The following is a 26,873-nucleotide window of genomic DNA, read 5'->3' as shown; positions in this document are numbered from 1 at the left end:
CTGCTGCCCCCCGGTGCCGCCGGTCTACGACTCCTGGGCGTCCCGCAGTTCCTCGGCGAGCAGCCGGACCAACTCGCCGGCCGGCAGCGGGCGGGCCAGCCGGTGGCCCTGGCCGGCCCACAGCGCCATCCCCTGCGGATCGCCGGAGCGGGCGGCGGCCTGCCGCAGCCCGGCGGTCAGATGGTGGACCTGCGGGTAGGCCGACGGCGCGGACCCGCCGTGCTCGCGCATGAACCGGTTGACCAGGCCGCGGGCGGGGCGTCCGGAGAAGGCCCGGGTGAGCTCCGTCCAGCCGAACCCGGGGTCGGTCAGGGCCTGTCGGTGCAACGGATGGGCACCCGACTCGGGGCAGGGCAGGAACGCCGTGCCGAGCTGGGCGGCGTCGGCCCCGGCCGCCAGTACGGCGGCGATCTGTGCTCCGCGCATCAGCCCGCCGGCCGCGACCAGCGGCAGCGGGACCGCCTCGCGCACCTCGGCGAGCAGGGGTAGCAGCCCCAGGGCGCTGCCGTCGCGTCGCGGGTCGTCGCGGTGCGTGCCCTGGTGGCCGCCGGCCTCCACGCCCTGGACGCAGAGAGCGTCGGCTCCGGCCTGCCGGGCGGCGACCGCCTCCGCGGCCCCGGTCACCGTGGCGACGGTGACGGTGCCGACGTCGGCGAAGGCCTTCAGCACCTCGGGGGAGGGGCAGCCGAAGGTGAACGAGACCACCGGCACCGGATCGGCCAGCAGCAGCTCCACCTTGGCGTCGAAGTCGTCGTCGGCGCTCCGGTCCGGGTCGCCCAGCGGCGTCGCCAGCCGCTCCGCCTCCACGGCGAGCCGCCGCCGGTACTCGGCGACGGCGGCGCGGGTCGGGCCGTCCGGCTCCGGCTGCGGAAGGAAGAGGTTGACGCCGAACCGTTGGCGGTCGCCGAGCGTTTGCCCGCCGAGCGTTTGCCCGCCGAGCGATTGCCCGCTGAGCAGCGCGCGCAGCTGCACGACCTCCTCCCGCACGGCCTCGGGGGTCTTGTATCCGGCGGCGAGGAAGCCGAGGCCGCCGGCCTCGGACACGGCAGCCGCCAGCGCGGGGCAGGACGCCCCGCCGGCCATGGGTGCCTGCCAGACCGGATACCGGGCGAGTGCGCTGACTGCGGACGAGGTCATGCCCGCATCGTGCCACGACCGGCGCGGTCGGCACGGGCAACTCGGGGACGGGCCGGGGCTCGTCGGAGATCTTCGTCCCGCGGCGCGCCCGCCTCCGCTGCCCTACCGTTGGGGCGGTGACCTCCGCCCGCTCCGGTGCTGGGGCTGGATGGCGCCGGCGGCCGACTACGCACGGTTGGAGGTCGGCCTCGCGGGGCGCGGGGCCACGCTGTGCACCTCGGCGCAGTAGCACCGCTGGCGGGGCGCTGACGGCCGCCTCCGGCAGAGCGGCGTCCCCCATATACCTACAGAACCTAACAAAAGGTGCACCTGTCCATATCGTGGATGATTCGCTGAGACGATGTAGGACGGGAGTAAGTGTCAACTATGCTTCTGTATAAGGTGATTGACGGTCAGTCAGGATCGGGAGTGCTTTGCCGGGCCTGGGTGGTTTTGACGCTCGTTGTCCGCGCTGCCTAGCATCACTCCTATGCACACGGACAGCACGCCACTCGCTCAGGCCACCCACAGGGTGGTCCTGCTCGCCGTGTGTGCGCACTGTGTCGCCGACATCCTCTGTTGATGTCCCACTGCGGTTGACGCTTCCGCGGTCGAGGCACCCCCGCTGCTGATGTGCGCTGCGGGTCGCCCCTCCCCGCCGTCCGGCCTGTCACGGTCGCTTCACTCCACCTCCCCGCGTGTGCCGCGCTGCGCGCTGCCCCCTGCCCGGGCCCTCCCTCCGTACCAAGGACTCCCCACCATGCTGCGCCCTGCCCGAATAGCCCTTTTCGGCCTGCCCGCACTCCTCGTCGGCGGTCTGCTGACCGCCTGCGGCAGCAGTGGCTCCACCAACTCGGCCGGTGCCGCCTCCTTCAACGCGGCCACCTGCCAGGGCGGCACCCTCTACGTCCTGGACCAGAGCAAGGAGAGCAGCGGCTACGACCCCGCCGTGCTGTACACCTCCGGCGGCGGCGCCATCCCGCGGCTGTTCTTCCGCACGCTGACCACCCGGCAGAGCGTCGCGGGCGACGAGGGCACCAAGGTCGTCCCCGACCTGGCCACCGACACCGGCGAGGCCAGCGAGAACGCGACGGTGTGGACGTACCACCTCAAGCCCGGCCTGAAGTTCTCCGACGGTTCGGCGATCACCTCCGCCGACATCAAGTACGGCGTGGAGCGGTCCTTCTCCTCGCAGCTGGCCGGCGGACCGCCGTACCTGCGGGACTGGCTGATCGGCGGCGAGAGCTACCAGGGCCCCTACGGCAGCAACCCGGACCTGGCCTCGATCACCACCCCGGACGCCTCCACCATCGTCTTCCACCTGCGGAAGTCCGAGGGCGACTTCCCCTACCTGGCGGCGGAGACCCAGTTCGCCCCGGTGCCCAAGGCGAAGGACACCGGCAAGAACTACAACACCGACCCGGTCTCCTCCGGCCCCTACATGATCGCCGGCTTCACCAAGGGGCAGTCGCTGGACCTGGTCCGCAACCCCAACTGGTCGCGCTCCACCGACAGCCAGCGGCTGGCCTGCCCGGACAAGATCGACATCAGCCTGGGCCTGTCCCCGGCCGTCATCAACCAGCGGCTGAGCGCCTCCATCGGCAACGACGCGGACTCCATCACCACCGACACCCCGCTGGACCCGGCCACCCTGGCCAAGATCGCCGGCAACCCCGCGCTGAAGAAGCGCACCGTCACCGGCACCTTTGCCCAGACCACCTACCTGGCCTTCAACGTCACCAAGAAGCCCTTCGACAACCAGCTGGTCCGCGAGGCCTTCTCCTACGCGGTCGACCGCACCGCCATCGTCAACGGCGAGGGCGGGAGCCAGCTCGCCACCCCGGCCACGACGTTCGACCCGACCAGCCTCACCGGTGCCTACCACCCCTACGACTACTACCCGGCCGGCGCCACCGGCGACCCGGCCAAGGCCAAGCAGCTGCTGGCCCAGGCCGGCTACCCGAACGGGCTGACCGTGTCGCTGGCCTACGACACCGCCCTCAACGCCCCCGACGCGACGGCGCTGCAGCAGGCGTACGCCAAGGCCGGGATCACCCTCCAGCTCAACGGCATCGACGACTCCGACTTCCAGAGCCAGGTCGGCAACACCAGCACCGAGCCCGCGCTCGCCCTCACCAGCTGGGGCGCCGACTGGCCGAGCGGCGCGCCCTTCCTCAGCCCGATCTTCGACGGTCGGCAGATCGTCAAGGGCGGCGGCAACTTCAACCTCGCCCAGTTCAACGACCCCGCGGTGAACGCCCAGATCGACAAGATCAACCAGATCACCGACCACGCCACCGCCCAGCAGGCATGGGGCGACCTCGACGCCCAGCTCGGCAAGCTCGCGCTGACCGTGCCGCTCTACAGCCCGGTCGACGAGGTCCTCTTCGGCTCGCACGTGAAGAACACCTATGTGGACCAGTGGCGCGGCTGGTACGACATCGCCTCCGTCTCGGTCAAGTGACCAGGCCGCAGACAGATGACCGCCACCAGCACCACTCCTGACACCCGGTCGGGCGCGGAGCCGGTCGACGCCGTCCCGCCGAGCAACCGCTCGGCGGGCGGCGCCGCCGCCGTCCTGCGCCGGCTCTGGTCCCGGCCCGGCTCGCGCATCGCGCTGGTCGCGGTCGCCCTGATGATCCTGGCCGCGATCGCCGCGCCGCTGCTCACCGGCCTCGAAGGCCAGGACCCCGACACCTACCACGACGAACTGCTGAACTCCGCCACCGGCGGCAGCCCCCTCGGCAGCTTCGGCGGCATCAGCGCCCACCACTGGCTGGGCGTGGAACCCACCACCGGCCGCGACCTCTTCGCCCGGCTCGTCTACGGCGCGCGGATCTCGCTCTCGGTCGCTGCCGGGGCCACCCTCGGCCAGCTGGCGCTCGGCCTGCTGGTCGGCCTCTCGGCCGGACTCGCCGGGCGCCGCCTGGACGCCCTGCTGAGCAGGTTCACCGATCTCGCACTGTCGCTGCCCAGCCTGTTCTTCTCGATCGCGCTGCTCGCCGTCGTCCCGGCGTCCTTCCCGCGCCCGCTGCTGCTCTGCATCATCCTGGCCGCCTTCGGCTGGGCGTCGACGGCCCGGATCGTCCGGGCCGAGACGATGGTGCTGCGCGAGCGCGAGTACGTCTCCGCCGCGCTGCTGACCGGGGCGAGCACCTGGTGGATCGCCCGCCGGGAGATCCTGCCCGGGCTGGTCGCGCCCGTCGTCACCTACACCGCGCTGGCGCTGCCGGCCAACATGGTGGCCGAGGCGGGCCTGTCCTTCCTCGGACTGGGCGTCAGGCCGCCCACCCCCTCCTGGGGACAGATGCTCTCCGGCGCCACCACCTGGTTCCAGGTCGACCCGACGTACGTGCTGATCCCGGCGCTGACGCTGCTGCTCTGCGTCCTCGCCTTCACCGCCCTGGGCGAGTCGCTGCGCGTCGCCCTCGACCCGAAGGCGGTACGGAACCCGAAGCAGGCCCGCGCCGCTCGCCTCCGCAAGAACGGGAAGAAGGCCGACCGATGACCAGATTCCTGCTGCGCCGGCTGCTCGGCGCGCTCGGCGTGCTGCTCGCGCTCTCCGCCGTGGTCTACGCGATCTTCTACCTGATCCCCGGCGACCCGGCCGTCCTCGCCTGCGGCAAGGGCTGCACCGCGCCGCAGTTGGAGGCGGTCCGGCACTCCCTGGGCACCGACCGGCCGATCGTCGTCCAGTACTGGACCTTCCTGACCACCCTGGTCACCGGGCACAGCTTCAACACCGGCCCGACCACCGTCTGGTGCTCCGCGCCCTGCCTCGGCTACTCCTACCAGAGCTCCCAGCCGGTCACCCAGATGCTGCTCCAGCGGCTGCCGGTGGACGTCTCGCTGACCCTCGGCGCGGCCGTGCTCTGGCTGCTCCTCGGCATCGGCGCGGGTCTCTACTCCGCCCGCCGCCCCGGCTCGCTCCGGGACCGGGCGACCACCTTCACCGTGCTGACCCTCAGCTCCACGCCGGTCTTCATCCTGGCGTTGCTGCTGCTCGTCGGCGCCTGCGTCTGGCTGCAGGTCCTGCCCTTCCCCAACTACGTCCCGATCACCGAGGACCCGGCGCAGTGGGCGCAGAACCTGATCCTGCCGTGGCTGGCCATCGCCCTGGTCTCGGCCGCGACCTACGCCCGGCTCACCAGGTCCGGCGTGCTGGAGACCCTCGGCCTCGACCACATCCGCACCCTCCGGGCCTACGGGTGGAGCGAGCGCCGGATCGTCACCCGGCACGCCATCCGGGGTGCACTGCCGACCATCGCCACCATGGCCGCCATGGACATCGGCACGACCATGGCCGGCGCGGTCTTCACCGAGAGCATGTTCGGGCTGCCCGGCCTGGGCAAGCTGGTCGTGGACTCGGCCGCCTCGTTGGACCTGCCGGTGGTCTGCGGCATCACGCTGCTCGCCGGGGCCCTGATCATCATCGCCAACACCGCTGCCGACGTGCTGAACGCGGCGCTCGACCCGAGAGTCAGGATCTGATGGGTCCGTTCGTCCCGCAGCCCCAGACGTCCCTGCCTGTGCCTGGCGCGTCGCCCTCCGTCCTCCAGGTCGAGGATCTGAGCATCCGCTTCCCCGGCCCCGGCGGCTCCCTCGCCGAGGACGAAGGCGCTGTCACCGCCCTGCGCGGCCTCTCCTTCGACCTGGCGCCGGGACAGGTCCTCGGCCTGGTCGGCGAGTCGGGCTCGGGCAAGTCCGCCGCCGCGCTCGCCCTGCTCGGCCTGCACCGGGGCACCGCCGCACAGGTCGGCGGCGCCGTCCGGCTGCACCGCGAGGGACTGCCGAGCCTGGACGTGAACACCGTCGCCGACGAGGAACTCCGCCGGGTCCGGGGCAGTGAGCTCGCCATGGTCTTCCAGGAGCCGCTGACCAGCCTCGACCCCTACCGCAAGGTCGGTGCGCAGATCGCCGCCGTCCACCGGTTGCACAACGGCTCCGACCGGGCCACCGCCAAGCGCCACGCCGCCGAGGCGCTGGACCGCGTCGGCATCGACCCGGCCAGCCGGTACGGGGCCTACCCGCACGAGTTCTCCGGCGGCATGCGGCAGCGTGCGCTGATCGCCATGGCGCTGGTACTGCGCCCCCGGGTGCTGGTCGCGGACGAGCCGACCACGGCGCTGGACGTCACCGTCCAGGCGCAGATCATCGACCTGCTGGACGGCCTGCGCGCCGAGACCGGCATGGGACTGGTGCTGATCAGCCACGACCTGGGCGTGGTCGCCGGCATCGCCGACGACGTGCTGGTACTGCGGCGTGGCGAGGCCGTCGAGCGCGGGCCGGTCGGCGCGGTCCTGGGCGCACCGGCGCATGCGTACACCAAGCAACTGCTGGCCGCCGTGCCCAGGATGGACGCCCCGCTCGCGCCGTCGCCGGTGGCCGACAGCGGCGATTCCGCCGAGAACCTTCTCGTCGTCGAGAACCTGACCGTCCGCTACCCCGGCGGCGGTTCGCGCGGCAGCTCGTCCGTCCACGCGCTGAAGGGCGTCGACCTGACGGTCCGACGGGGCGAGTCGCTCGGCATCGTGGGGGAGAGCGGCAGCGGCAAGACCACCCTGGGCCGGACCCTGGTCCGACTGCTCGACCCGACCGAGGGCCGGGTGCTCTACCGGGGCCAGGACATCGGCGCCTGGCGCGGCCGGACCCTGCGCACTTCCCGCCGGGAGCTGCAGATGGTCTTCCAGGACCCGACCTCCTCGCTCAACCCTCGTCGCACTCTCATCGACTCGGTCGCGGAACCGCTCCGGGTCCAGGGCGTCCGCGACGCCGGCCGGCTCCGGGCCGAGGCCGGCGAACTGCTGGAGCGAGCCGGCCTGGCCGGCACCCTGCACGACCGCTACCCGCACCAGGTCTCCGGCGGCCAGCGCCAACGCGCCGCCATCGCCCGCGCGCTGATCCTCAAGCCGCAGCTCGTCGTCTGCGACGAGCCGGTCTCCGCCCTGGACGTGACCACCCAGGCCCAGGTCGTCGCGCTGCTCGCTGAGCTCCGCGAGGCCTTCGATCTGACCCTGGTCTTCATCGCCCACGACCTCGCCGTCGTCCGCCAGGTCAGCGACCGGATCGCGGTCATGCGCCAGGGCGAGATCGTCGAGACCCTACCGGCCGCCGACCTCGCCGACGCCGCCCACCCCTACACCCGGTCCCTCCTCGCCGCAGCACCCCTGCCCGACCCGGAGGCGGCGAGGGCGCAACGCGCCGCGCGATCGGGGGCGGCGGCGTAAGCCGGGCGGCTGCGGGGTCGCGGTGGCGGAGTCCGGCGGCGACGTGGGCCGCCCCCAGGCTCCGCCTTTGGACTCAGCTGCTCAGCCGCTCACCGGCTCACCTCGATGCAGCGGACGCCCGGCCCGAGGCAGCCAGTACCCTCGGCGCGACCAGGGTGCGAAGCAGTTCGCGGGTCTCTTCATCGGTTGAGTACACGGCAGTACCGATCATGCCGCGGGTGAGCAGCACCTTGTACGTGTGGCGGATGAGGCGATCCACATCCGCGTCCGGGGTGCCCTTCTTGAAGGCCGGGTCCTTGGACTTGGTCCGGTCCGTCACCCACCGGCCCTGACGCCACACCAGGTCGGGGCCGAGGATGACGCCGCTCCAGTCGTACTCGAAACCCTGCGCCGTGTAGACGCACCCGACCTGGCCGAAGCCGGCCGGATCGGTGGCCCACAGCGCGGCCGGCGGGGCTCCGTTCACCGCTCGCTCGCCGTAGACGTTCCACGGCCTGCTCCAGCTGCCGATCCGCACATCGTGGGGCAGCGATTCCCCGGGCGGTGTCTTCTTGGTCCAGGGCCAGCAGTAGCCGGCCGACATCCGGGCCCCGTACCCCTCGGCCAGCTTGTCGTCGAGGAAGGACTCCAGCTCCTCGGGGCTGTCGGCCAGCAGCAGTTGCATCTTGCCGTCCGGCTCCCAGCCGACCGGGCCGCCCTCCTCCAGCCCCAGCAGCCGCCGCACCCAGCGGAGGTAGGAGTCGCTGCCGCCGCAGCGGAACTGGGTGTCCAGCGGCACGACCGTGCAGCGGAGCCCGCGTGCTGCGGCCACCTGCTCGATCTCCTGCACGGTGCCCATCTCGCCCGGGCGCACGACCTGGTGCTCGTCGAGCAGGAAGACCGGCACGCGCGCCACGTCGATCAGCTCCTCGATCTGCGCCCTGCCCGTTCGAGCACCGGCGGGCGTGAAGCGGCTCGCGGACGTCTGGCGCATCCGGTGCGCCTCGTCGCAGAGCAGCACCTCCAGGGTGTTGCGCTCGGCGGTGATGAAGCTGTTGAAGTACTTGAAGAGGTCCTTGACCTCTTTCTTCCTGGCGCCGGCGACCTTGCGCATGGTCGTGGTGAAGGAGCTGGAACCGGTGGCGTGCAGAGCGGACACGCCCTGCCGGTAGAGCTCGCCGAGGAGCGAGAGGGCGATCACGCTCTTGCCGGTGCCCGGACCCCCGGTGACCACGACCACCTCCTTGTGGTCGGCCTGCCGGGCCCGCCGGACGGCTTCGAGGACCAGCCGGAAGGCGACCTTCTGCTCGTCCAGCAGCACGAACTGCTCGCGCTCACGGACCTCGTCCGCAGCCACCGCCATCAACTGCCGCGAGGGCCCGATCTTGCCGCTGAGCAGCGCGTCGGCGGCAGCGGCACCGGAGGTGGGGGAGAGCCGGGAGCTCAGGAAGTCGGTGAACTCGCCGCGCCGCTCCCCGGAGAAGAGCCGACCGTGCTCGTCCTGCTCGGCCAGATACAGGCCGTTGATGCCGAACTCGGTGGCGTTGTGCAGGAAGGCCACCCCCGACAGGCGCTCCGGATGCTCGGACAGCGCTCCGTTGAAGTCCGTCAGATACCTGCAGTAGCCCCGGACCTGCTCGATCGGGTTGAGGACCGGGCGGGCGTACGCGTCGATCTGGCACAGCCCCGGGTCGCCGTCGACGGGGGTCGCCGAACTCCACTGCTTGAGCTCCACCACCACGTAGGAGGGCTCGCCGGTCCTCGGGTGCAGGCCGGCCAGCACCACGTCCGCCCGCTTGCTGCTGAGCGGCAGGCTGTACTCGACCAACACCTCGACCTGGCCGAGGCCCGCGTCGACCAGGGCCCTGGCGACCAACGGGATACTCCGCTCCCAGGAACGCACCTCGCCCGCGCCGGGCCGGTGGCCGTGCACGTGGACGAACTGCTCGGTCAGTCGCAGGGCCAGCGTGCCGGCCACGCTCTCAGCAGCGACGGCAGTGGCCGAATCGCGGAACAGCAAGAAATGCCCCCAGGCAGCACGAAGTAACTCGTGCGGGTGGGGACATGTCCCATAGGGGAAGTCCGGCGGGCCGCGTAGACGAATGAGCAGACCGACTCTAGCGGAGCGGCGCGGGGGCGTCGGGCGGGTTTCCGCCGGGCCTCCGGCGGCGCCCGGCGCAGCGCGGTGCGCGGCGCGAGCGGGTGCAGCTACGGCGTGAAGGGACACGGCTCGTGTGGCGGTGATCCACTCCGTTGGGACAGACTGGATGATATGTCGCCCACTGCCTCTTCTCCGGCTGTCGCCTCCCGGATGAGCCGCCAGGCCTCCCAGGACACAGCCCAGGAGCTGGCCGTGCGCCGACTGCTGTACGGGCACGGACTGCGCTACCGGGTCAACCGGCGGGTGCCCGGAATGGCTCGCCGGACCGTGGACATCACCTTCATTGGACCCAAGGTCGCGGTGTTTCTCGACGGCTGCTTCTGGCACGGCTGTCCCGAGCACGCCACCAGCCCGAAGGCCAACGCCGAGTGGTGGCGCACCAAATTGGATCGCAACATCGCCCGTGACCGCGAGACCACTGAACACCTGATGGCCGAGGGCTGGACAGTGCTGCGCTTCTGGGAGCACGAGGATCCCGACGAGGTCGCGGAGCAGGTGGAGCAGATGCTCCGTCGACTGACACGCCGCAGAAGGGCCCCCGGTTGAACCGCCGGAAACTCAGCTGTCCTCCTCTTGGCTCCTCTTCACTGTGCGATCACGCAACGAGGACTGCTGCTGGAACTGCTCGAAGAGACGGGTGAGTGTGCCGACTGCTTGCTCAGGAACGGCTCCGTCATCGGGACCGTCGGGAAGCCGGTCCCAGGGCACCGGCGGTGCGCCATCCGCATCATCGATCCACGACAGGAGAGCTTTGTTGTCGGGGAGGTCATCGGGAGCGAGTACGTCGTACATCAGCGTGCCGCCAGCGGCGTTGATGGCCGAGCACAACGCGTTGGCGCGATCTCCCATGCGAGTGGCCCCGCCATCGGCGAGGTCCTGCAGAACCCGGACCAGGGCCAGTGCGGTGGGGCGGTGGTCGATGATGGCCAGGCGCAGGGCTGTGTTGAGCAGGTCCTGGTTTGCACAGGCCAACTCGGCCGGACGGTAATCGGTGCCGTCACGGAAGAGTTCGGCCGCCCACCACAGGCGAGCGAATGCCTGAGTGTCGTTGGAACCGATGAAGCGCGCGGCTGATACAGCCCCGGGAGCGCCCTCGCGATGCTTGCCGGAGGAACGATGGCGCCACATCACGTAGTCCGGGGCAACGACCAGGGCCAGGAAGCTCCACAGCTCCTTGTTCGCGGCCTCGCTACGTGTCATCCGCAGAGTGGCGTGCAGGCGTCCTGACAGCCAGGCATCGGCCTGCGTGTGGCGGTCGCTGAATCGGTGCATGGCCTCTTCGAGCAGTTCCCGCACCGGTGCGACGTCCCAGCGTGCCGAAGTGTCCGAGATCGGAGTGCTTGCGCGGAGCAGGGCCACTTGGGCCGGGTGCTCCTGGCCGGTGAGAACGTCTCGGGTCAGGAACTTGCCTGCCACGGTGACCGGGAGCAGTGCGCACCGGTCCGGAAGGTTGGAGGGAATCATCGGGTCGCCCCCTCCTGGGAGCGGAAGACGGTGCGCAGGGTGGTAGCGAGGTTCTTGGGCAGCTGGGAGCGGCGGGCGGCAGCGTACTGAATTCGTGGCTGCATCTCGCTCCAGCCGTAACCCTCCTCGCGCCGCGTCTGGAGCTCGGCGACGGCGTCCTCGGGTGACATGCCGGGCAGAATGTCGGGAAGCATGACTCGGAGAACTGATTCGCGCCAGCCGTCCGGGACCTGCGGACGGCCTCGCTCGTCCAACTGAAGGTCGCTGACTGCGGAGTGGAACATGACCGTCCACGCCTCGGTGACAATCTGGGCGTTGACCAACGCAGCGGTGGCCTTCTCCAGTGCACTTCCGCCGCCACGCAGCAGCTTGGTCAGACCTTCGAATGCCTCATTGAGGTAGACGGCAGGCATGTCGCCGGTGGTCTCGACGAGCCAGGGAGCATCCTTGTAGGGGCGAAGCCACTCGTGCGGCCCGTCACGGAAGTCGACAGGAATGATGTCGATCTCCCGGTCACGGACGGGGGTTCGTGATTCGAGGTCGATGACCCAGTCCTTCTCGCCGCGACCGATGGTGCGGCCGCGAACCCCGCCGATGGTGGCGACTGCCTGGACAGTGAGCACGGCACGCGCGGTGTGCCGCGAGCGGAGCAGCGGTACGGAACCCTGCCAAGTGTCGGAAGCCCGATCCTTGACCAGGCGGCGCACCATGCGCGCATTGGTGGCCCCCTCGGTGAGTATCGCCACACAACTCAACTCGGACCAGGGGCCGTCGGCGAGCTCACGCTCCGGCAGGGTGGCCCGCACATCGATGGAACCCTCCTCCCAGTCCTCGCGCCCGACGTCGTGCAGGGCCACGGTCTGTTGAGTGTGCGAGATCATCGTGTACTCGAGGGGACGAGCGTCCAACCGAACTCGGGTCACTTCCAGGCCGATCGGCCCGAACAATGTCGGGTATGGATACATCGTCCTGCTCATGCGCTCGCCGCCCCTGCCGCTGCCTTCTGGAGATCAACTGTCACGCCGGCCATCGCTGCTGACACCGGGTGGCTCTCGACTGCGGTGACACCGGAAAACGCGGCGTGCCGAACGCCCGGGTCGACCCGAACGACATTGCCGTCGATCCGGCAGTTCTCCGTTGCCGTGAGTTCCGCCCAGTTCAGGACGGGCTTGGTGCCCGAGCGTACGTCGAACTTGGCCAGGGGAACGAGTTGCCAGGCGTCGTCGCGCTGCGGGACGCTGAGTCGGACCCGAAGGACCCAGGCTCCGGCGGCGTTGATCTCACCATCGACGTCGTCAACCACCGGATATCCCTCGCTTCGACGTCCGCCTCCAGTCCGACCGCCAAGCGGGTTCAGCCGCAGCAGGCTACGTAGAAGCTCGGGGCCCTTGTCGCCGTCCTGCTGAGTCTCGCGTACAGCGACGATTTGGCGCAGGGCGTCATCGGTCGCCAAACGGAAATCATCGAGTCGACTCAGCGCTCCGCGTGCGTAGGCGGCTGCCAATTCCTCCGTGCGGCCCCAGCGATCATGCTCGGGAGGTTCGGAAGCGCGAAGGAACGCTTCGGCAGCGGCGACGTCCTCGGTCTCGCGACCGGTGGCGTAGCCGACCAGAAGCACGGCCTGGAAGGGCTCGACTCCCATGCCGAGATTCTGCGGGCGTCTTGTCCTGATGGTCATTCGGCTGCCGCGCATGCAGACGACGCCACTGTGCTGCTTGTCGGTATCGTCCGCCGGCGTCACCAGCAGCACAGCCTGGTGCAGTTGTCCCTTTGCGCCCCTGCTCGCAGCGCGCAGCGCCGGGACGTTCAGTGGGACGGAGACCTGTGCAACCTGGTCGATGCCGGTGATCTCCGAGACGGTTTCGTTGTCGAGATAGGCCCGCAGTGCCCGGGTCAAGGCGGGATGCCGCTGTTCCGGGGTGACCCGGGACTCGGGGATCAGGACGTCGCCATTGCGGAGCGTGCGAACCGACGCCTCCAGCAGAGGCACGCCGGCTCTGCCGCCGGTCATGGCCGCCCAGAAGTTGTCGGCGATGGTGTCCCACAGCTTGTCGTGCATGTTCTGGAGGCCGTCGGCCCCTGTGGCCTGGGCTGCCGCGTCATGTGCTCCGACAATGAGGAAGGATGTACCGGGTGCTGCTCCCTCGCGATCGAGTTGCAACGCCTCGGTTGTCTCCTGGTCCGCCCACCAGGAGCGGGCCACGCCCTCGTACTCCTTCGTCGAGTCGGGCTCACCGAGCCATGCAGGACCGGCAAAGGCTGCGCCGTCCACTACTCGCCACGGCAGGTCCAACCGACCGATGACACGCCGCTCGGTCCGTCCTTCGTGCGGTTCGGAGAGGGTGCTGTTGATCAGGACCAGCCCCAGCCGACTTGTGGCCCACAGCGTTGCCTTACCGAGTCCGTAGGAGCCACCGGCACGACCGTTGCTTTTCCGACTGTCCAACTGCCGCCGTACGACAGCGGCGAAGCGACCGTCGTCGTACTCGTGTCCGGTCAACCCGGACGCGTTGTAGTCGTCGACGCGCAGGAGCACCAGGGAGTTGGACTCGCTCAATTCACGCAGGCCCTCGGCGAGCACCCGGCCCACCTTCTGCCCGGAAGCGGCGGCAGCGGCGTAGTGCTCGGATAGTTGGTCCCACTTCAAAGCGTTCAGGAATGAGTTGAGATGTTCGCCCGTCAGTTCGTGCAATGTGAAGCGGACACGGACGGGCTGCTTGATATCGAGGCGTTCGTCCAGAGAGTTCTGGGTGACTTCACGGGCGAGAGTGCCGAGGTCCGCATCGAAGGCGAAGGCGGCGGCGTTGCCGAGCTCGCGCCCACCGTCGAAGTGGGCGGGGCGGTGGTACCAGTCGATGGGGCTCGCCGCGACGGCGTCCGAGGTCCGTTCGTAGACCGTGGTGATGTCGGTGTCGAGGATCGCGGCTATCTTGCGGACAACGTCGGCTCGCGGTTGGGCTCGACCGGTGATCCAGGCGGACACCGCAGCGCGAGTCATATCGAGTTGTCCGGCGAGCTCTGCCTGGGTCATCTCCCGACGACGCAGCTGCCGCCCGAGCCAGGGGCCGAACTCTTCACCGTCCTGCATGCGGATCGCTCCTCTCCTTGTCGCGCCCACGGGCCGTGAACGACGTAAGTCTGCCACTAGAAGGCCACGCTACCAGGGCTTTTTGACTCACATGCAGTGTCAATTGATGTTTGACACACCCATCGCCGACCTGCGCCAGCAGTGCCCTTCGTGATTCGGATTCGGGTGGCTCGAGTCGATGACGACGTCGCTGCGATGTCGTCGTTCACTCGGTCGGCTGAGGCGTCAGGAGGGCTTCGTTCGGTGCGAATCCGGGCAACTCGGTCAACATCGTGCTACTTGATGGACTCATTGGGATCAGTCTTGCGTGGCAGGTGGGGACTCAGTAGGCTGTGATTCTCTGATTGGCCCAAGTGTCCGTCAGGGCAAGGATGCTGACGGTGAGGCACAGGCATACGTGTGCCCGTTTTCAGGCAGATGCATCCGGATTTTGGCGATCGTACGCACCGCTTAACGCGGTTGGTCGGGAGCGGGCTCAGTGATGCCTGTTCCCGTGCCATCCCAACTCATCTGCCTGCCGAACCTTGCCCAAGGGGGACACCCATGAACAGCAGCGACGACCTTTGCCATGGCCTCGACTTCGAGCAGCGCTTGAAGCTCTGGTCCGAAGAGGAGGATCCGCTCCACCGCAGCCAGCTCGCGGGTTGGGTGTGCGACGCCCATCCGGGATCTGAGTGCGAGGCATCGGTCGCCTGCCCGCTGTGCGACGGTCCCCCTTCGGTTTCCTGAGTGGGGTGCGCCCCTTGACCCGGACGGGAATTGGCATGAACGCGGTCGTGGGGCGAGCGCAAGATTCTGGATTCACGTCGCGGTAAGCAGGCGTCTCAACGGGCGCCCAGGCGCGTGAAGGTTGATGGGATTGGGGAAGGCGGTGCCGGCCGATGTGCCGGCACCGGCCCTTCCCACTGTGCTTGAATTCAACACCCCTCAAAGAGAGAGCAGCCCTCCGTGAGCGAGCAGCAGTCTGCACAGGGAACCAGCTCGTCCGTCATCGCGACGGTGATAGAACAGTCCGCGCGTGTCCTGGAGACCTACCGCATCGACAGCGGCTTGGTCCAGGAGCACGCGAACGGTGAACGTCGGATCACGCAGGGCGGCTACGGCGACCGTCAGCTCTTCGAGCTGGTGCAGAACGGTGCGGACGAGATCGCGAATGAGCCCGGCGGGAAGCTCGCGGTGGTGCTCACCGAGTCGACTCTTTACTGCGCGAACCAGGGGTCCCCCGTCACTCCGGTGGGTGCGGAGACGATCCTTCGAATGAGCGTGTCCCGCAAGCGGGGCGGACAGATCGGACGCTTTGGGGTCGGGGTCAAGTCCGTACTCTCCGTGAGTGACGCACCGCAGTTCTTCAGCAGTACAGGCAGCTTCGGCTTCGATCGTTCCTGGTCTGCGGAGGAGATCGCAAAGGTGTTGGAACTTGTTCCACCACTGGAGATGGACACTCCGGTGCTGCGCATGGCACGCCCGCTGGACCAGGAGGAGGAAGCATCCGAGGATCCGGTGCTCCAAGAACTCCTTCGCTGGGCGACCACAGTGGTGAAGCTTCCACTGCTGCCCGGGGCGGCTGAGCGCCTCGGTTACGACATCTCGGGACACCGGCCCAGGGACGGGCGTGCTGTCGAGGCGTTCCCGTCCGGGTTTCAGATCTTCTCGCCCCATGTCGGCGAGGTCGTGCTCGAAGACCGACGCAGCCTTCCAATCTTCCGCCGCAACCTCACGGTCAAGAGTTCCGGTGTGCACCGCACTATCCGCGAGGTGCGTACCAAGGCCAAGGAAGAGATCACCCAGTGGCAGGTATTCTCGCTTGCGCACGAACCCTCGGCGGAAGCCCGAGGCAGTGCCGGTGAACTGCACGACCGTGGCGTCATCGATGTCTCATGGGCCGTTCCCTTCTATGCGAACAAGGATGGATTGCTCACGGTCTCACCGGGGCGCGGCGAGTTCTGGTCCTTTTTTCCCACAAAGTACGAGGTGTCTCTCACGGGGTATCTCAACGCGGCCTGGAAGACCAACGAGGACAGGCAGAATCTTCTCGACGGCAACTCATTGAACCGCGAACTACTGCAAGTGGCGGCCCGGTTGGTGGTCACCTCGCTGCCTCGGCTCAGCACGCCCGAGGATCCGGGCGCCTACCTTCCCCTTCTGCCCGGGCGCAGCAGGGAAACCCACAACTGGGCGGAAAAGCACTTGGTCGAGCACGTCTGGGAGGCGGCTGCGCAACTCCCGTCGCTGCCCGACCAGGACGGTGTGCTCCGTGTCCCGCGTGAGTTGTTCATTCACCCGGAGAAGCTCGAACCGGAGTGGCTGAAGATCTGGGCCGACTATGCCGGTCGCCCCAAGGGCTGGGTACACCCTTCTGTCGATGCCACCTCGCTCCGGCACGGCAAGATGGAGCACATTCTCGCAGCTGCGAAGATGCAGCCGGAGACCGTCAGGACCTGGCTGGAGGCACTGGTCGCGGATAAGACGCCCGACGCCTCTTGCCACGCCATCCGCATCCTCTCCGCGATGGTGGAGTATGACGAGGGGGGAGCACTGACAACTGCTGCGCGTCAGGCCAAGATCGTCCTCACGGAGTCGAACGACATGGTCGCCCCGGTTGCGGGGAAGATCTTCCATCGCACCAGCGACGATGCTCTCCGCGACGACATGGTCTATGTCAGCGCCAAGATCTCCGAGCGGCTGGAGATGGGGCGTCATCTCCACGCCATCGGTATCCGTATCGCGGACGCCCAAGGCCGGTTCCAGGGTGTCCTGGACCAGGGCTTCGCCCGTTACACCCCTCAGTCCTGGACTCAGTTCTGGCAGTTGCTGCGTAGCGCCGGAGGTAGTGCGCAGGTTGAACGCATCCGTAGCAAGGTACCCGACGTGCCGTCCACTCTGCACGTGCGCACGATGGACGGCAGATTTCGCCCAATGCGCGACTGCCTGGTTCCCGGTGCGGTCGTGCCCAAGGACGGTAGTCGCGACGAGACGATCGCCGTCGACATGGATTTTCACTCGGCTGACGCAGCCGTGTTTCGGGACTTCGGACTGGTTGATCGGCCGACCGCCGGCCATCGGCCGGAGGGGGAGGCATGGTTCGAGGACTACCGCCAGGCTGTTCATGATGCGTACCTGCGCAGCCTCGCCGCCGATGCACCAAGAGCCTCCATCGGTCGCCTCACTGTGGACGGCGCCGCTCCGGCGGGGCCGCTCCGGTTGCTGCTCAGGCTCTCGGACACGGGGCGGGCCGCCTTCGTAGCCGCTGTCCCGGATGCAGCAGTGGTTGAGAACTGGACCCGCGTTTACGGCGCGCAGGTGAACACCAAGGCCTCGGTGGCTTCGCCACTGCGCTGGATGCTCAACAAGTACGGCCGGGTTCAGACCTCTCTCGGGCTGACCACCATCGGCGAGGCCGTCGGTCCGCAGTTGAAGGCGTACGCCAACATCCTCCCCGTGGCCACCGAGATCTCCGAGGAGAAGGCTCGTCGGCTTCGGCTTCCCGTTTTGGCGGACGACGTCCCTTCCGCGCGCTGGCGAAAGCTCCTCGATCGTGTGCTGGAGAGCGAAGACGACGCCTATGTCGGGCGTGCCTACGCCCTGTTGCTCCGCGTCGGCTTCGAGTTCCCCGAAGGCGTGCTCACTCGGTGCCGTATCGGAACGACTTGGTCCACTCGTGCAGACATCGAGATCGCGCTGGCCACCACCCAGGCCGAATACAACGAGCTGATCCGGGAGGAGATCCCGGCGCTCATGGTCGCTGATAGGTCGGACGCAGAGACGGCTGCCCAGATGATCGAGCAATGGGGCATGCTCAAGGTCTCGGACGTGATCAGCAAGAACATCCGGAAGGTCAGCACCGGACCTGCGACGCTGCTTGTCGAGGAGTTCCCTCCGCTGAAGGCCAGACTCGGCAAGGTCGCCGAGAACCGTAAGGTACAGCGCTGCTCCGAGCTCGAAGAAACGGTGCGCACGCCTGGGGGTAGCAGGTTGCTTCCGCTCACCTCGGTTCGCCAAAGCGGCACCCTTCTGGTCCTGGATACGCTGTCCGACCAGGCGGTGCTGGAGGCTGCGGCCAAGGAGTTCGGCTGGCCACTCGGCCCGAAGGACTGCAGTAATATCCTGGCCGCCAAGCGTCAGCAGGAGCAGAGCAGCGAAGTTCGCGCGCGGTTGCGTCAGGTTTCCGAGACGGAAAGCATTGTCGATAAGATCTCGCTTCTCATCGGTGAGGAGCAGTTGCGCGGCGAACTGCCTCCGGGGCTGCTGGCCAGCGAGTTGAGTGAGCACGGCGGCGTGGAGCCCAGCGCGCGACGCGTCGCGGAAATGGCCTTCAATGCCCACGGCGAGTCAATTTTGCGGATCCACCGCAAGGATCTTGCCGTCGATTTCCCAGGGATCGCTCCGAATACGTTCACGGGAGATTCAAAGGCGCTGAAGTTCGTCATTGACCTTGGATTCCCGGATTCATTTGCCGGCGCCAGCGTTCCCACGCTCGCCCCTCGGCTCACGGTCGACGGACCTTCGGAGTTTCCCGCGCTTCACGACTACCAGGAACGGCTCGCCGCCGTGCTGCAAACGCTGCTGGACAATCCCGAGCCGCAACGGGGAATGCTCAGCATCCCAACCGGCGCCGGCAAGACACGAGTGACCTCCGAAGGCGTGATTCGTTGGATTCGTCAGCAAGGTGTCCTGCCCGGCCCGTTGCTGTGGATTGCTCAGACCGAAGAGCTGTGCGAGCAGGCGGTGCAGAGCTGGAGGTTCGTCTGGTCAAAGGTCGGCGCGGAAATGCCCCTGGTCATCAGTCGACTGTGGAGCACCAATGCAGCCACGCCGGTCACTGCCCAGCCGCACCTGGTTGTCGCGACCGATGCCAAGCTGCAGAGTTGCCTCGGCGGTGACGGCTATGCCTGGCTGCGCGAGGCGGCTTTGGTCATCGTGGACGAGGCACACGTGGCCGTTTCGCCCCGCTACACCGAGATCCTGGGGCTGATGGGTCTCACCCAGCATCGGACCGCGCGTCACTTGATCGGCCTCACGGCTACGCCCTACCGAAACAACGAGGATCTGAGCCGTCGTTTGGTTGAGCGCTTCGGCTCCCGTCTCGACCTCGATATCTTCGGCGGCGACCAGGTCGCGGCAATCAAGCAGTTGCAGGAGCAGGGTGTTCTCGCCCATGTCCGGCACCGGGAACTCACCGGTGCGGAGATCGAGCTCACCTCGGACGAGTTGAGTCGCTCCGAGCAGTTCGGCGGTGTCCTGCCCAAGGGCGCGGAGCAGCGACTGGCCGAGGATCACGATCGCAATCAGCGTATCGTGGCAGAGATCAGCAACATGCCGGCCGACTGGCCGGTGCTGGTTTTCGCCACCTCCGTCGCCCACGCCAAGTACCTCGCCGCGAAGCTCGGGGATCGCGGTATCAAGGCCTCCGCGATCGACTCGGCCACACCCACGGGGGAACGTCGCAAGCGCATCGCGGACTTCCGCGACGGACGCATCCAGGTGTTGACCAACTACGGCGTCCTCACTCAGGGCTTCGATGCTCCGGCTACCCGAGCCGTCGTCGTCGCCCGTCCCACCTACAGTCCCAACATCTATCAGCAGATGATCGGGCGTGGGCTGCGCGGCCCCAAGAACAACGGTAAGGAATCCTGCCTGATCCTCAATGTGCGTGACAACATCACGAACTATCAGGAGGCGCTGGCATTCACGAAGTTCGACTACCTCTGGGGGGCCGAGAAGTGACTGCCGACGATCTGGACGACCATGTCCTGACACCAGCTCAGCAGTCGGTGGTCGATCAGCCCTGGAGCGCCCGCACTCTGGTCACCGCCGGGGCCGGCTCCGGCAAGACCCACACCCTGGTGCGTCGCCTGGATGCTCTGGTCGAACGTGAGGAACTGGAGGCCGCCGAGATTCTGGTGCTCAGCTTCTCCCGCGCCGCCGTGCGCGAGTTGCGCGAGCGCATCGACCGGCACGCCACCGCTGCCCAGCGGGTCAGGGCCCAGACGTTCGACTCCTGGGCTGGCTCGCTGCTGGCCCAGGCCTATCCGGACGGCGACTGGTCCGGGACGACCTTTGACGAGCGCATCGTCGAGGCCACCAGGGCGATCGGCCTCGGCGCGGTCGAGGCCGGTGAGCACGGCGCACCCGCGCACGTTCTGATCGATGAGGTTCAGGACCTGGTTGGGGTCCGTAGGGAGATGGTCGAGGAACTGCTCGACCGGTTCTCCGAGCAGAGTGGCTTCACTGTTGTGGGCGACGCTGCCCAGGCTGTGTACGGATTCCAGGTGGCGGATCCGGACGAGCGGGCGCAGGAGAACAACTACTTCTTCGACTGGATCCGCGGCTCCTTCGGCGAGGACCTGGTCGAGGTCCACCTCGCGGACAACTTCCGTGCCCGGACTCCTCAGGCGCGCGTTGCACTGGCCTTCGGCGAGCAACTCCAGAAGCTGCCGGGGGAAGCGGACGCGGCTGCCGCCGAGGCGGAGAGCATTCACCGCGAACTGCGCAGGCACCTTCTGGATGCGCCGTTCTTCGGGGATCTCAGCGACTCCTTCCCGCAGGAATCGCTGAAGTACTTCGACGGCACAACCGCGATCCTCTGCCGGGACAATGGTCAGGCCCTTCGAATCGGCGAGATTCTGGACGAGGCTCGGATTCACTACCGGCTCCAGCGTTCGGTCCGGGATCGTCCCGCTCCGGCCTGGATCGCCCGGCTGCTCGCTGCCACGGAGTCGAGCAGCCTCACCGAAGAGCGCTTCACCCAACTGGTGACCGATCTCGACCCGCGACCCGAGCAGGATCCGGCGCTGCTGTGGCGCTCGGTGCGCAAGGTTGCCCGAGGGCCACGCGCAACAGTGAACATCCAGGCCCTGCATCGTGCCGTAGCCGAGAGCCGGCTCCCTGACGAACTCACGGCACCCGCACCCGCGTCGCTCGTCGTCTCCACCGTTCATCGGGCCAAGGGTCTCGAGTTCGACCGCGTTCTCATCGTCGAGCCCGCACTCCTGGTGGAGCCCAAGCGAGTCGCCAAGAAGAAGTACGACTACGACCCGGCCGCCGAGACCCGTCTGCTCTATGTGGCGATGACCCGCCCTCGTGACGACATCTACTACCTCAAGGCGCTCAACACCTGGCTGCTGCGCAAGGACCGCCGCCTCGATCGTTGGTATGTCGGTGGCCGCAGCTCCTGGGCCCGCAACGGCATCGAGGCCCTCGGATCGGACGTGAGCCACGAGCATCCACCGGGAGTTCGTGGCTTTCCCGGGGATCCGCGCAGGATTCAGGTGGAGCTGGCCACAACGGTCGTCGAAGGTGACCCGGTCGAGCTCCGATTGCTGCACCGCCTACCGGAAGGGCCGGAGCAGTCACCGCCCTATGCTGTTGTCCACGACGGCCAACCGATCGCCGAGGTCTCCGAGGGCTTTCGGCGCGACCTGCAGCGCATGCTTATCCGTGGGGACAACTGGGCCGACGAGAGCTGGCCCGGCCGCATCACCGGGTTGCGGGTGGAGTGCGTCGAGTCCGTTGCCGGGACCCCGGCCGCGACTGAACGCGCTGGTCTGGGCTCGCACGGCTGCTGGCTGGCTCCCCGGCTCAGTGGGCTCGGTCGATTCGAATGGTGGCCGGCCACTGACACCTCCAATGACGATCCGTCCGCAGACACATCTTCAGGAACAGGAACCCAGTGAGCGTTCCGGACTACAAAGCCCACTACGAACTGCGCGATTCCATCATTGATGCTCTGCGCCTGGACCTCCTTGGGCCGGTCGGTGGCGAGAGCGAGATCCTCAAGGACGACGCCCCGATCACCGTCTACCCGGTCGGCGTTCTGTTTCCTCAGGCCAGGGACGAGGAAGCGGCGGTTGAAGCAGCGGATGCCGTACGTGATCAGGACGGCCAGGACGAGGCTGCGTACCCTGCGCGCGGTGATCACGAGGAGTCGCAGCCGGACCTCGGAGTCGCGCTGGCCAATACTCGTCGCCCCTCGTCCATGGGCCTGACCTTCGCCGTCGATCCGTCAGCGTCGTCGGCGATCACCTTGACGGTGGAGACGGCCGTTTACGTGCCGGAGGACGATGACGGCAACCCCGTTCCGGCCATCCGGACCGAGGCTCGCAGTACCGAGGAGCAGCGGGAGCGTTGGCGCCGCATCACGCTGCAGCTCGAGCCAGTCACCCTCGACGTGACCTCACCGGCCGCCCATCCCGGCGTGGAGCTGCACCCGGGGCTGGAACTGCGCGTGCTCGTCCGCCCGGCAACCGGGCCCCGCGGCACTGTCACGGTGACTGCCACCTTGGTCAACAGTCTGCTCGTCGGCAAGTACGACCTGCGTGACGCCCACTGTTTCTACCAGCCGGTGCTGATCGTTACTGGGGCTAAGGAGGGCAGCGTTCCGTTCGTGGAGCGACTCTCGGTCCAGGGAGCGGTCGACCCCGAGCAGGCTCTGAGTCGGCTGCTGCATCGCCATGCGCCCAGCTTCGCGACCGGCCATGGCTGCGCGGCCCAGTGGGACTGGACACCTCCGGCGATCGGCGCCCCATCTGCCCGATCCGCCGTGGCCGCTGTGCGCACCGAGTTCGTCCCCGCGCATGAGGTGTTGCTCACCGACTCGAACCCGACCATCGACGACAGTGCCTTGACCATGCACGGATTGGGCACTGCGCCGGCGTCCGACGTGATCACCGCTCTGCGTACGCTGCTCAGCGGATACGAGGCGTGGATCGCGGCACAAGCCGCCGAGGCCGAACTGCTCAGTGCCGGCGAACACGGGGCCACGGCCAAAAGGCAGATCGAGCTCTGTCGCCAAGCCCTCGAACGTATGCACAAGGGTGTGGACCTACTTGGGGATCAAGGCCAACCTGAGGTCATGCGCGCGTTCCAACTTGCCAATCTGGCGATGGCGGACCAGCGCGCCCGTACATCCTGGATCAAGGGGGGCAAGCAGGGCCCGATCAAGCCCCAGGAGGGCAGGTGGCGGCCGTTCCAGGTCTCGTTCATCCTGCTGTGCCTGCAGGGCATCATTGACCCGAATCATGAGGACCGCGGCGTAGCCGACCTGTTGTGGTTCCCGACCGGTGGAGGCAAGACCGAGGCCTACCTCGGATTGATCGCGTTCACCACATTTCTGCGCCGGCTGCGCGATGGTGCCCAGGGCGGCGGCGTCACGGTCCTGATGCGCTATACCTTGCGGCTGTTGACGCTGCAGCAGTTCGAACGTGCGGCGGCACTCATCTGTGCGATGGAACGTCGGCGGACAGCCGATCCTCGTACCTTGGGGACCGAGGAGATCTCGATCGGCATGTGGGTCGGGAGGTCTGCGACTCCCAACACTCTGGCAGCGGCTGCGGAGAAGCTCCAGGAACTGCGCTCCAACCCCGGGCGGCCGTTGCAGACCGAGAACCCCGTGCAGTTGCAGGCATGCTCATGGTGCGGCACCGCACTGGACGCCTCCGACTACGAGGTCATCGCGGCCGAACAGCGAATGGTGATCCGTTGCCCGGCAGCGGACTGCGACTTCCGACACGGCCTCCCTGTTCATCTGATCGACGAGGCGGTCTACCGGGCTCGCCCGACGCTGATCATCGCGACCGTGGACAAGTTCGCTTCCATGCCGTGGCGCGAGGATACTGCCGCGCTCTTCAACCGTGACAAGGAGGACGGCGTCAGGCCGCCCGAACTCGTCGTCCAGGACGAACTCCACCTGATCTCCGGCCCCCTCGGTACGCTCACGGGGCTCTACGAGACAGCGGTGGACATGCTGGCCGACCGCCCCAAGGTGATTGCCTCGACCGCCACCATCCGTCGCGCCGACGAACAGGGCAAGCATCTGTTCGCCCGGACGGTCAGTCAGTTCCCGCCCAGCGGTCTGGATTCCCGTGACTCCTGGTTCGCCGTCGAGACCTCACGCGACCGAAAGGCGGCCCGACGCTATATCGGGTTGTTCACCTCTAGTACCAGCCAGGCCACCCTGCTCATTAGGACCTACGCGGCCCTACTGCATCAAGCGTTCATCGAAGACGATGTCCCTGGGGTCAAGGACGCCTACTGGACCCTCGTCGGCTACTTCAACAGTCTCCGCCTGCTGTCGGCAGCGGAACTGCAGGTCCTTGACGACGTCCAAGACCGCCTGACGTACCTTGCCGTACGCGACGGAGGCGACAAGGCACAATCTCGAGCGGTCGAGCTGCTTTCCGAACTGAGCAGCCGCGCCGGCGCCAGCGAGATCCCAAAGCGGCTCAAGGAGGTCGAACTCGCGCTGCCGAGCAAGGACGTGCTCGACGTCTTGCTCGCCACCAACATGATCTCGGTCGGCGTTGACGTTGATCGTCTTGGGCTGATGGCGGTCATGGGTCAGCCGCAGACCACTGCCGAATACATCCAGGCGACCAGCCGTGTCGGTCGCCGTCACCCCGGCCTGGTCGCGGTCATGCTGAACTCGACGCGCTCACGTGATCGTTCGCACTACGAGAGCTTCCAGCACTTCCACTCCGCGCTTTACCGAGAGGTGGAGTCGACGAGCGTCACCCCCTTTTCCTCCCGCGCCCGTGACCGCGGATTGCATGCTGTGATTGTTGCCCTCGCCCGGATCCTGATTCCCCAGGCACGGCCCAACGAGGCAGCTGCGCGCGTTGAGGACTTCTGGGCCGATCTCAACGGCCGGTTGGTGAGGGGGGCCGTGCTCGACCGGGTGCGAGCGGTCGACGAAGCCGAATATGACGCGACAGAACGAGCCTTCGACGAGTTCACCGGGTGGTGGAAGTCGGCTGCAGCGGACAACCCGAACCTTGTCTACGAGCGCCCGCCGGGCCGCCGGTCTCCAGCATTGCTCAGAAATTTCACGGCCGAGCCCGACGCCAACTCCGGCTGGGCCACGCTGTGGAGCCTGCGCGACGTCGATGCCTCATCCTCATTCTTTCTGGAGCACTGATCATGAGCCCCATGCCGCCCCGCTCCCGAAGCCGCGTCGCCAGTGGACCCGCTGTTCGCCGCGCGCGAAAGCTGGGGGAGATCCGACGCTCCCAGCTGATCACGACGTACGGCGTCGGCGCGATGATCGCAGTGGACAACGAGTCCTTCATCTTGACCGGTTTGGACTCCTGGGACATTGCAGAGGCTCACCCGATCTGGGAGCCTCGGCTCTCCCGACCTCTCGGTGTGAACCATTTCCGACTTCCGCCGGCTCCTGAGCCCGAGAGAGCCAGGGACGGTGTCAGAGCTGCACGATTCCCGGTCTGGTACTCCTGCCCGAACTGTGGCGATCTGCAGCGTTTTCGCAGCTTCAACTCGCCTATGGGCAAGGCAGAATGCGGCAAGTGTCAGCTGGATTTGGTTCCCTCCCGCTTCGTCGTCGCTTGCCCGTACGGACACATCGACGACTTCCCCTACTGGAAATGGCTGCACCGCTCTGCCGACTATCAGCGGGGCGACGCCGCTTCGGGAGGCTCGTGCGGTGGGAATCTGACCCTTCACGCCGAGGGTTCGACAGCCTCGCTCCGTTCGGTGCTGATCGGCTGTACCTGTGGAGTCAAGAAGGTCTCGCTGGAGGGAGCCTTCCGAAGCCGTGCGCTCAAGGATCTGGGTATCCGCTGCACCGGGCGGAGTCCTTGGCTGAGGGACGCTCCCAACGAGTTCTGCGACGCCGTTCCGCGTACCCTGCAGCGAGGTTCCTCCAGCGCGTGGAATCCGGTTGTGCACTCCGCCTTGTCAATCCCGCCGTGGAGTGAGGGCCTCTACAAGGCTGTCGCTCCCTACTACGACCGGATAAGGGATGAATCACCGGCGGACATCCAAGTCATCCTCCGCTATGAGAAGTTCTTCACCCATCATCCTGAGTACACCGCCGAAGCGGTCATCGAGTTGGTGGAGCGGTTGAATGCGGCCAAGGACGGACCGGCCGACGAGTCCCCTGTCACAGGCTCCCCCCGAGAGAAGATCTACCAGGAGGAGTTCCGCAGCCTCAACACTCACCACCCCGAAGAGGGCAGCGCTCAACGCCAGGACTTCGTCTGTGAACCGCCCCGAGGCGGGGCCGAGGCTCTTCTGGACCTGGGCGTCGAGCGCGTCATGCTGGTGAAACGCCTTCGCGAGGTCAGGGCGCTGCAGAGCTTCACCCGCGTTGAGGAGCCGAGCGCGGCCGACGAGCCACGGCGTCGCGCGAAGTTGTCCCGGGAACCCTTGGGATGGCTTCCCGCGATCGAGGTCAGCGGTGAAGGAGTCTTCGTCACTCTGGACCCGCAGCGCCTACAGGACTGGGAGCAACAGGTCGGCTACCAGGCTGCATTCGACAGAGCGGAGCGTATCCGGACCAATCACGACGGTCTGCTGCGTAGTCGCGCGGTCGACGCAGCCAAGCCGATCCCGGAGTCCCCAGCCTCGCCCCGCTTCCTCGCGGTGCACACGTTGGCCCACATTCTGATCAATGAATGGAGCCTGGACGGTGGCTACCCAGCCGCATCTCTGCGCGAGCGGCTGTATGTCGGGCCCGATATGGCGGGCATTCTGATCTACACCGCGACCAGCGACTCGGCCGGCAGCCTCGGTGGCATTGTCGCCCAGGGTGAACCGGGCCGCCTGCGCCAGACCCTCCGCTCCGCACTCGATCGGGCGCGGTGGTGCTCCAACGACCCACTGTGTATGGAGGCGGAGGCCGCCGGTACCGACAGCCTCAACCTCGCGGCCTGCCACGCCTGCGTTCTGCTCCCGGAAACCAGCTGCGAGGTCAACAACACCATCCTTGACCGAGCTGCCCTGGTGGGCACCCAGGACGGTTCGGTGCCTGGGTTCTTCGGCCCCTGGTGACCTGCGGTCCGTTGGGTCGTACGGGGGTCCACTCGGCCTGACCTTTTGGGCAGGC

General features: G+C 67.6%; 15 protein-coding genes. 10 read left to right on the top strand and 5 right to left on the bottom strand.

What is annotated here, in order from left to right; all coding sequences use genetic code 11:
- Nucleotides 1-24: 24 nt before the first annotated feature.
- Complete coding sequence (locus tag BS75_RS13640) at nt 25-1,137, bottom strand: nitronate monooxygenase (protein WP_034088405.1); 1,113 nt, start codon at nt 1,135-1,137, stop codon at nt 25-27.
- 739 nt (nt 1,138-1,876) lie between these two features.
- Here BS75_RS13640 and BS75_RS13635 point away from each other — a divergent pair.
- From BS75_RS13635 to BS75_RS13620, 4 genes are read left to right on the top strand one after another with little or no spacing between them, the layout of a single operon-like run.
- Nucleotides 1,877-3,580: an ABC transporter substrate-binding protein gene (locus BS75_RS13635; protein ID WP_034088404.1), complete on the top strand. Its 1,704-nt coding sequence runs from the start codon at nt 1,877-1,879 to the stop codon at nt 3,578-3,580.
- A gap of 15 nt (nt 3,581-3,595) precedes the next feature.
- Nucleotides 3,596-4,624: an ABC transporter permease gene (locus BS75_RS13630; RefSeq protein WP_081982302.1), complete on the top strand. Its 1,029-nt coding sequence runs from the start codon at nt 3,596-3,598 to the stop codon at nt 4,622-4,624.
- Nucleotides 4,621-5,607, top strand: a complete 987-nt coding sequence (locus BS75_RS13625) for an ABC transporter permease (RefSeq protein ID WP_034088403.1) — start codon at nt 4,621-4,623, stop codon at nt 5,605-5,607. The genes BS75_RS13630 and BS75_RS13625 overlap by 4 nt, the downstream gene beginning before the upstream one ends.
- Nucleotides 5,607-7,343, top strand: a complete 1,737-nt coding sequence (locus tag BS75_RS13620) for a dipeptide ABC transporter ATP-binding protein (RefSeq protein ID WP_042437195.1) — start codon at nt 5,607-5,609, stop codon at nt 7,341-7,343. The genes BS75_RS13625 and BS75_RS13620 overlap by 1 nt, the downstream gene beginning before the upstream one ends.
- 97 nt (nt 7,344-7,440) lie before the next feature.
- On the opposite strand, the gene BS75_RS13615 is transcribed toward BS75_RS13620, so the two are convergent.
- Nucleotides 7,441-9,342 (bottom strand): DUF2075 domain-containing protein, encoded by a 1,902-nt coding sequence (locus tag BS75_RS13615; RefSeq protein ID WP_034088402.1) that lies wholly within the window; start codon nt 9,340-9,342, stop codon nt 7,441-7,443.
- 252 nt (nt 9,343-9,594) lie between these two features.
- Between BS75_RS13615 and BS75_RS13610 the strand changes: the two genes are divergently transcribed.
- Nucleotides 9,595-10,029, top strand: a complete 435-nt coding sequence (locus BS75_RS13610; protein WP_081982301.1) for a very short patch repair endonuclease — start codon at nt 9,595-9,597, stop codon at nt 10,027-10,029.
- 12 nt (nt 10,030-10,041) lie between these two features.
- On the opposite strand, the gene BS75_RS13605 is transcribed toward BS75_RS13610, so the two are convergent.
- From BS75_RS13605 to BS75_RS13595, 3 genes are read right to left on the bottom strand one after another with little or no spacing between them, the layout of a single operon-like run.
- Complete coding sequence (locus BS75_RS13605) at nt 10,042-10,947, bottom strand: DUF6339 family protein (protein WP_034088400.1); 906 nt, start codon at nt 10,945-10,947, stop codon at nt 10,042-10,044.
- Nucleotides 10,944-11,924 carry a hypothetical protein gene (locus BS75_RS13600; protein WP_034088399.1) on the bottom strand — a complete coding sequence of 327 codons (981 nt, stop codon included), beginning with the start codon at nt 11,922-11,924 and terminating at the stop codon, nt 10,944-10,946. Before BS75_RS13600 ends, BS75_RS13605 begins: the two co-directional genes overlap by 4 nt.
- On the bottom strand, nt 11,921-14,035 hold the full coding sequence (locus tag BS75_RS13595; RefSeq protein ID WP_034088398.1) for a helix-turn-helix transcriptional regulator: 2,115 nt from the start codon (nt 14,033-14,035) through the stop codon (nt 11,921-11,923). The genes BS75_RS13600 and BS75_RS13595 overlap by 4 nt, the downstream gene beginning before the upstream one ends.
- Before the next feature lie 543 nt (nt 14,036-14,578).
- On the opposite strand from BS75_RS13595, the gene BS75_RS48115 reads away from it, so the two are divergent.
- The 5 genes from BS75_RS48115 (at nt 14,579) to drmB (ending at nt 26,818) form a co-directional block, all read left to right on the top strand.
- Nucleotides 14,579-14,764: a hypothetical protein gene (locus BS75_RS48115; protein ID WP_152645665.1), complete on the top strand. Its 186-nt coding sequence runs from the start codon at nt 14,579-14,581 to the stop codon at nt 14,762-14,764.
- Nucleotides 14,765-14,983: 219 nt separating this feature from the next.
- The gene (locus BS75_RS13590; protein ID WP_034088397.1) at nt 14,984-19,759 is read left to right on the top strand and encodes a DEAD/DEAH box helicase; all 4,776 of its coding nucleotides are present in this window, start codon (nt 14,984-14,986) and stop codon (nt 19,757-19,759) included.
- Nucleotides 19,756-21,708: a UvrD-helicase domain-containing protein gene (locus BS75_RS13585; RefSeq protein ID WP_034088396.1), complete on the top strand. Its 1,953-nt coding sequence runs from the start codon at nt 19,756-19,758 to the stop codon at nt 21,706-21,708. The genes BS75_RS13590 and BS75_RS13585 overlap by 4 nt, the downstream gene beginning before the upstream one ends.
- Entirely contained in the window at nt 21,705-24,947 is a 3,243-nt protein-coding gene (locus BS75_RS13580) for a helicase-related protein (RefSeq protein ID WP_034088395.1), read from the top strand. Before BS75_RS13585 ends, BS75_RS13580 begins: the two co-directional genes overlap by 4 nt.
- A gap of 2 nt (nt 24,948-24,949) precedes the next feature.
- Entirely contained in the window at nt 24,950-26,818 is a 1,869-nt protein-coding gene (drmB, locus tag BS75_RS13575) for a DUF1998 domain-containing protein (protein WP_034088394.1), read from the top strand.
- Nucleotides 26,819-26,873: the final 55 nt, after the last annotated feature.

This window comes from Streptacidiphilus albus JL83 (genome assembly GCF_000744705.1).
GTDB lineage: Bacteria > Actinomycetota > Actinomycetes > Streptomycetales > Streptomycetaceae > Streptacidiphilus > Streptacidiphilus albus.
Note: the sequence above shows the minus strand (reverse complement) of the source record. Positions and strands in the feature narration are given on the sequence as shown.

Coding starts and splice junctions, on each gene's coding strand:
- BS75_RS13640 (WP_034088405.1), bottom strand. CDS start 1,137: ATGACCTCGTCCGCAGTCAGCGCACTCGCCCGGTATCCGGTCTGGCAG.
- BS75_RS13635 (WP_034088404.1), top strand. CDS start 1,877: ATGCTGCGCCCTGCCCGAATAGCCCTTTTCGGCCTGCCCGCACTCCTC.
- BS75_RS13630 (WP_081982302.1), top strand. CDS start 3,596: ATGACCGCCACCAGCACCACTCCTGACACCCGGTCGGGCGCGGAGCCG.
- BS75_RS13625 (WP_034088403.1), top strand. CDS start 4,621: ATGACCAGATTCCTGCTGCGCCGGCTGCTCGGCGCGCTCGGCGTGCTG.
- BS75_RS13620 (WP_042437195.1), top strand. CDS start 5,607: ATGGGTCCGTTCGTCCCGCAGCCCCAGACGTCCCTGCCTGTGCCTGGC.
- BS75_RS13610 (WP_081982301.1), top strand. CDS start 9,595: ATGTCGCCCACTGCCTCTTCTCCGGCTGTCGCCTCCCGGATGAGCCGC.
- BS75_RS13605 (WP_034088400.1), bottom strand. CDS start 10,947: ATGATTCCCTCCAACCTTCCGGACCGGTGCGCACTGCTCCCGGTCACC.
- BS75_RS13600 (WP_034088399.1), bottom strand. CDS start 11,924: ATGAGCAGGACGATGTATCCATACCCGACATTGTTCGGGCCGATCGGC.
- BS75_RS13595 (WP_034088398.1), bottom strand. CDS start 14,035: ATGCAGGACGGTGAAGAGTTCGGCCCCTGGCTCGGGCGGCAGCTGCGT.
- BS75_RS48115 (WP_152645665.1), top strand. CDS start 14,579: ATGAACAGCAGCGACGACCTTTGCCATGGCCTCGACTTCGAGCAGCGC.
- drmB (WP_034088394.1), top strand. CDS start 24,950: ATGAGCCCCATGCCGCCCCGCTCCCGAAGCCGCGTCGCCAGTGGACCC.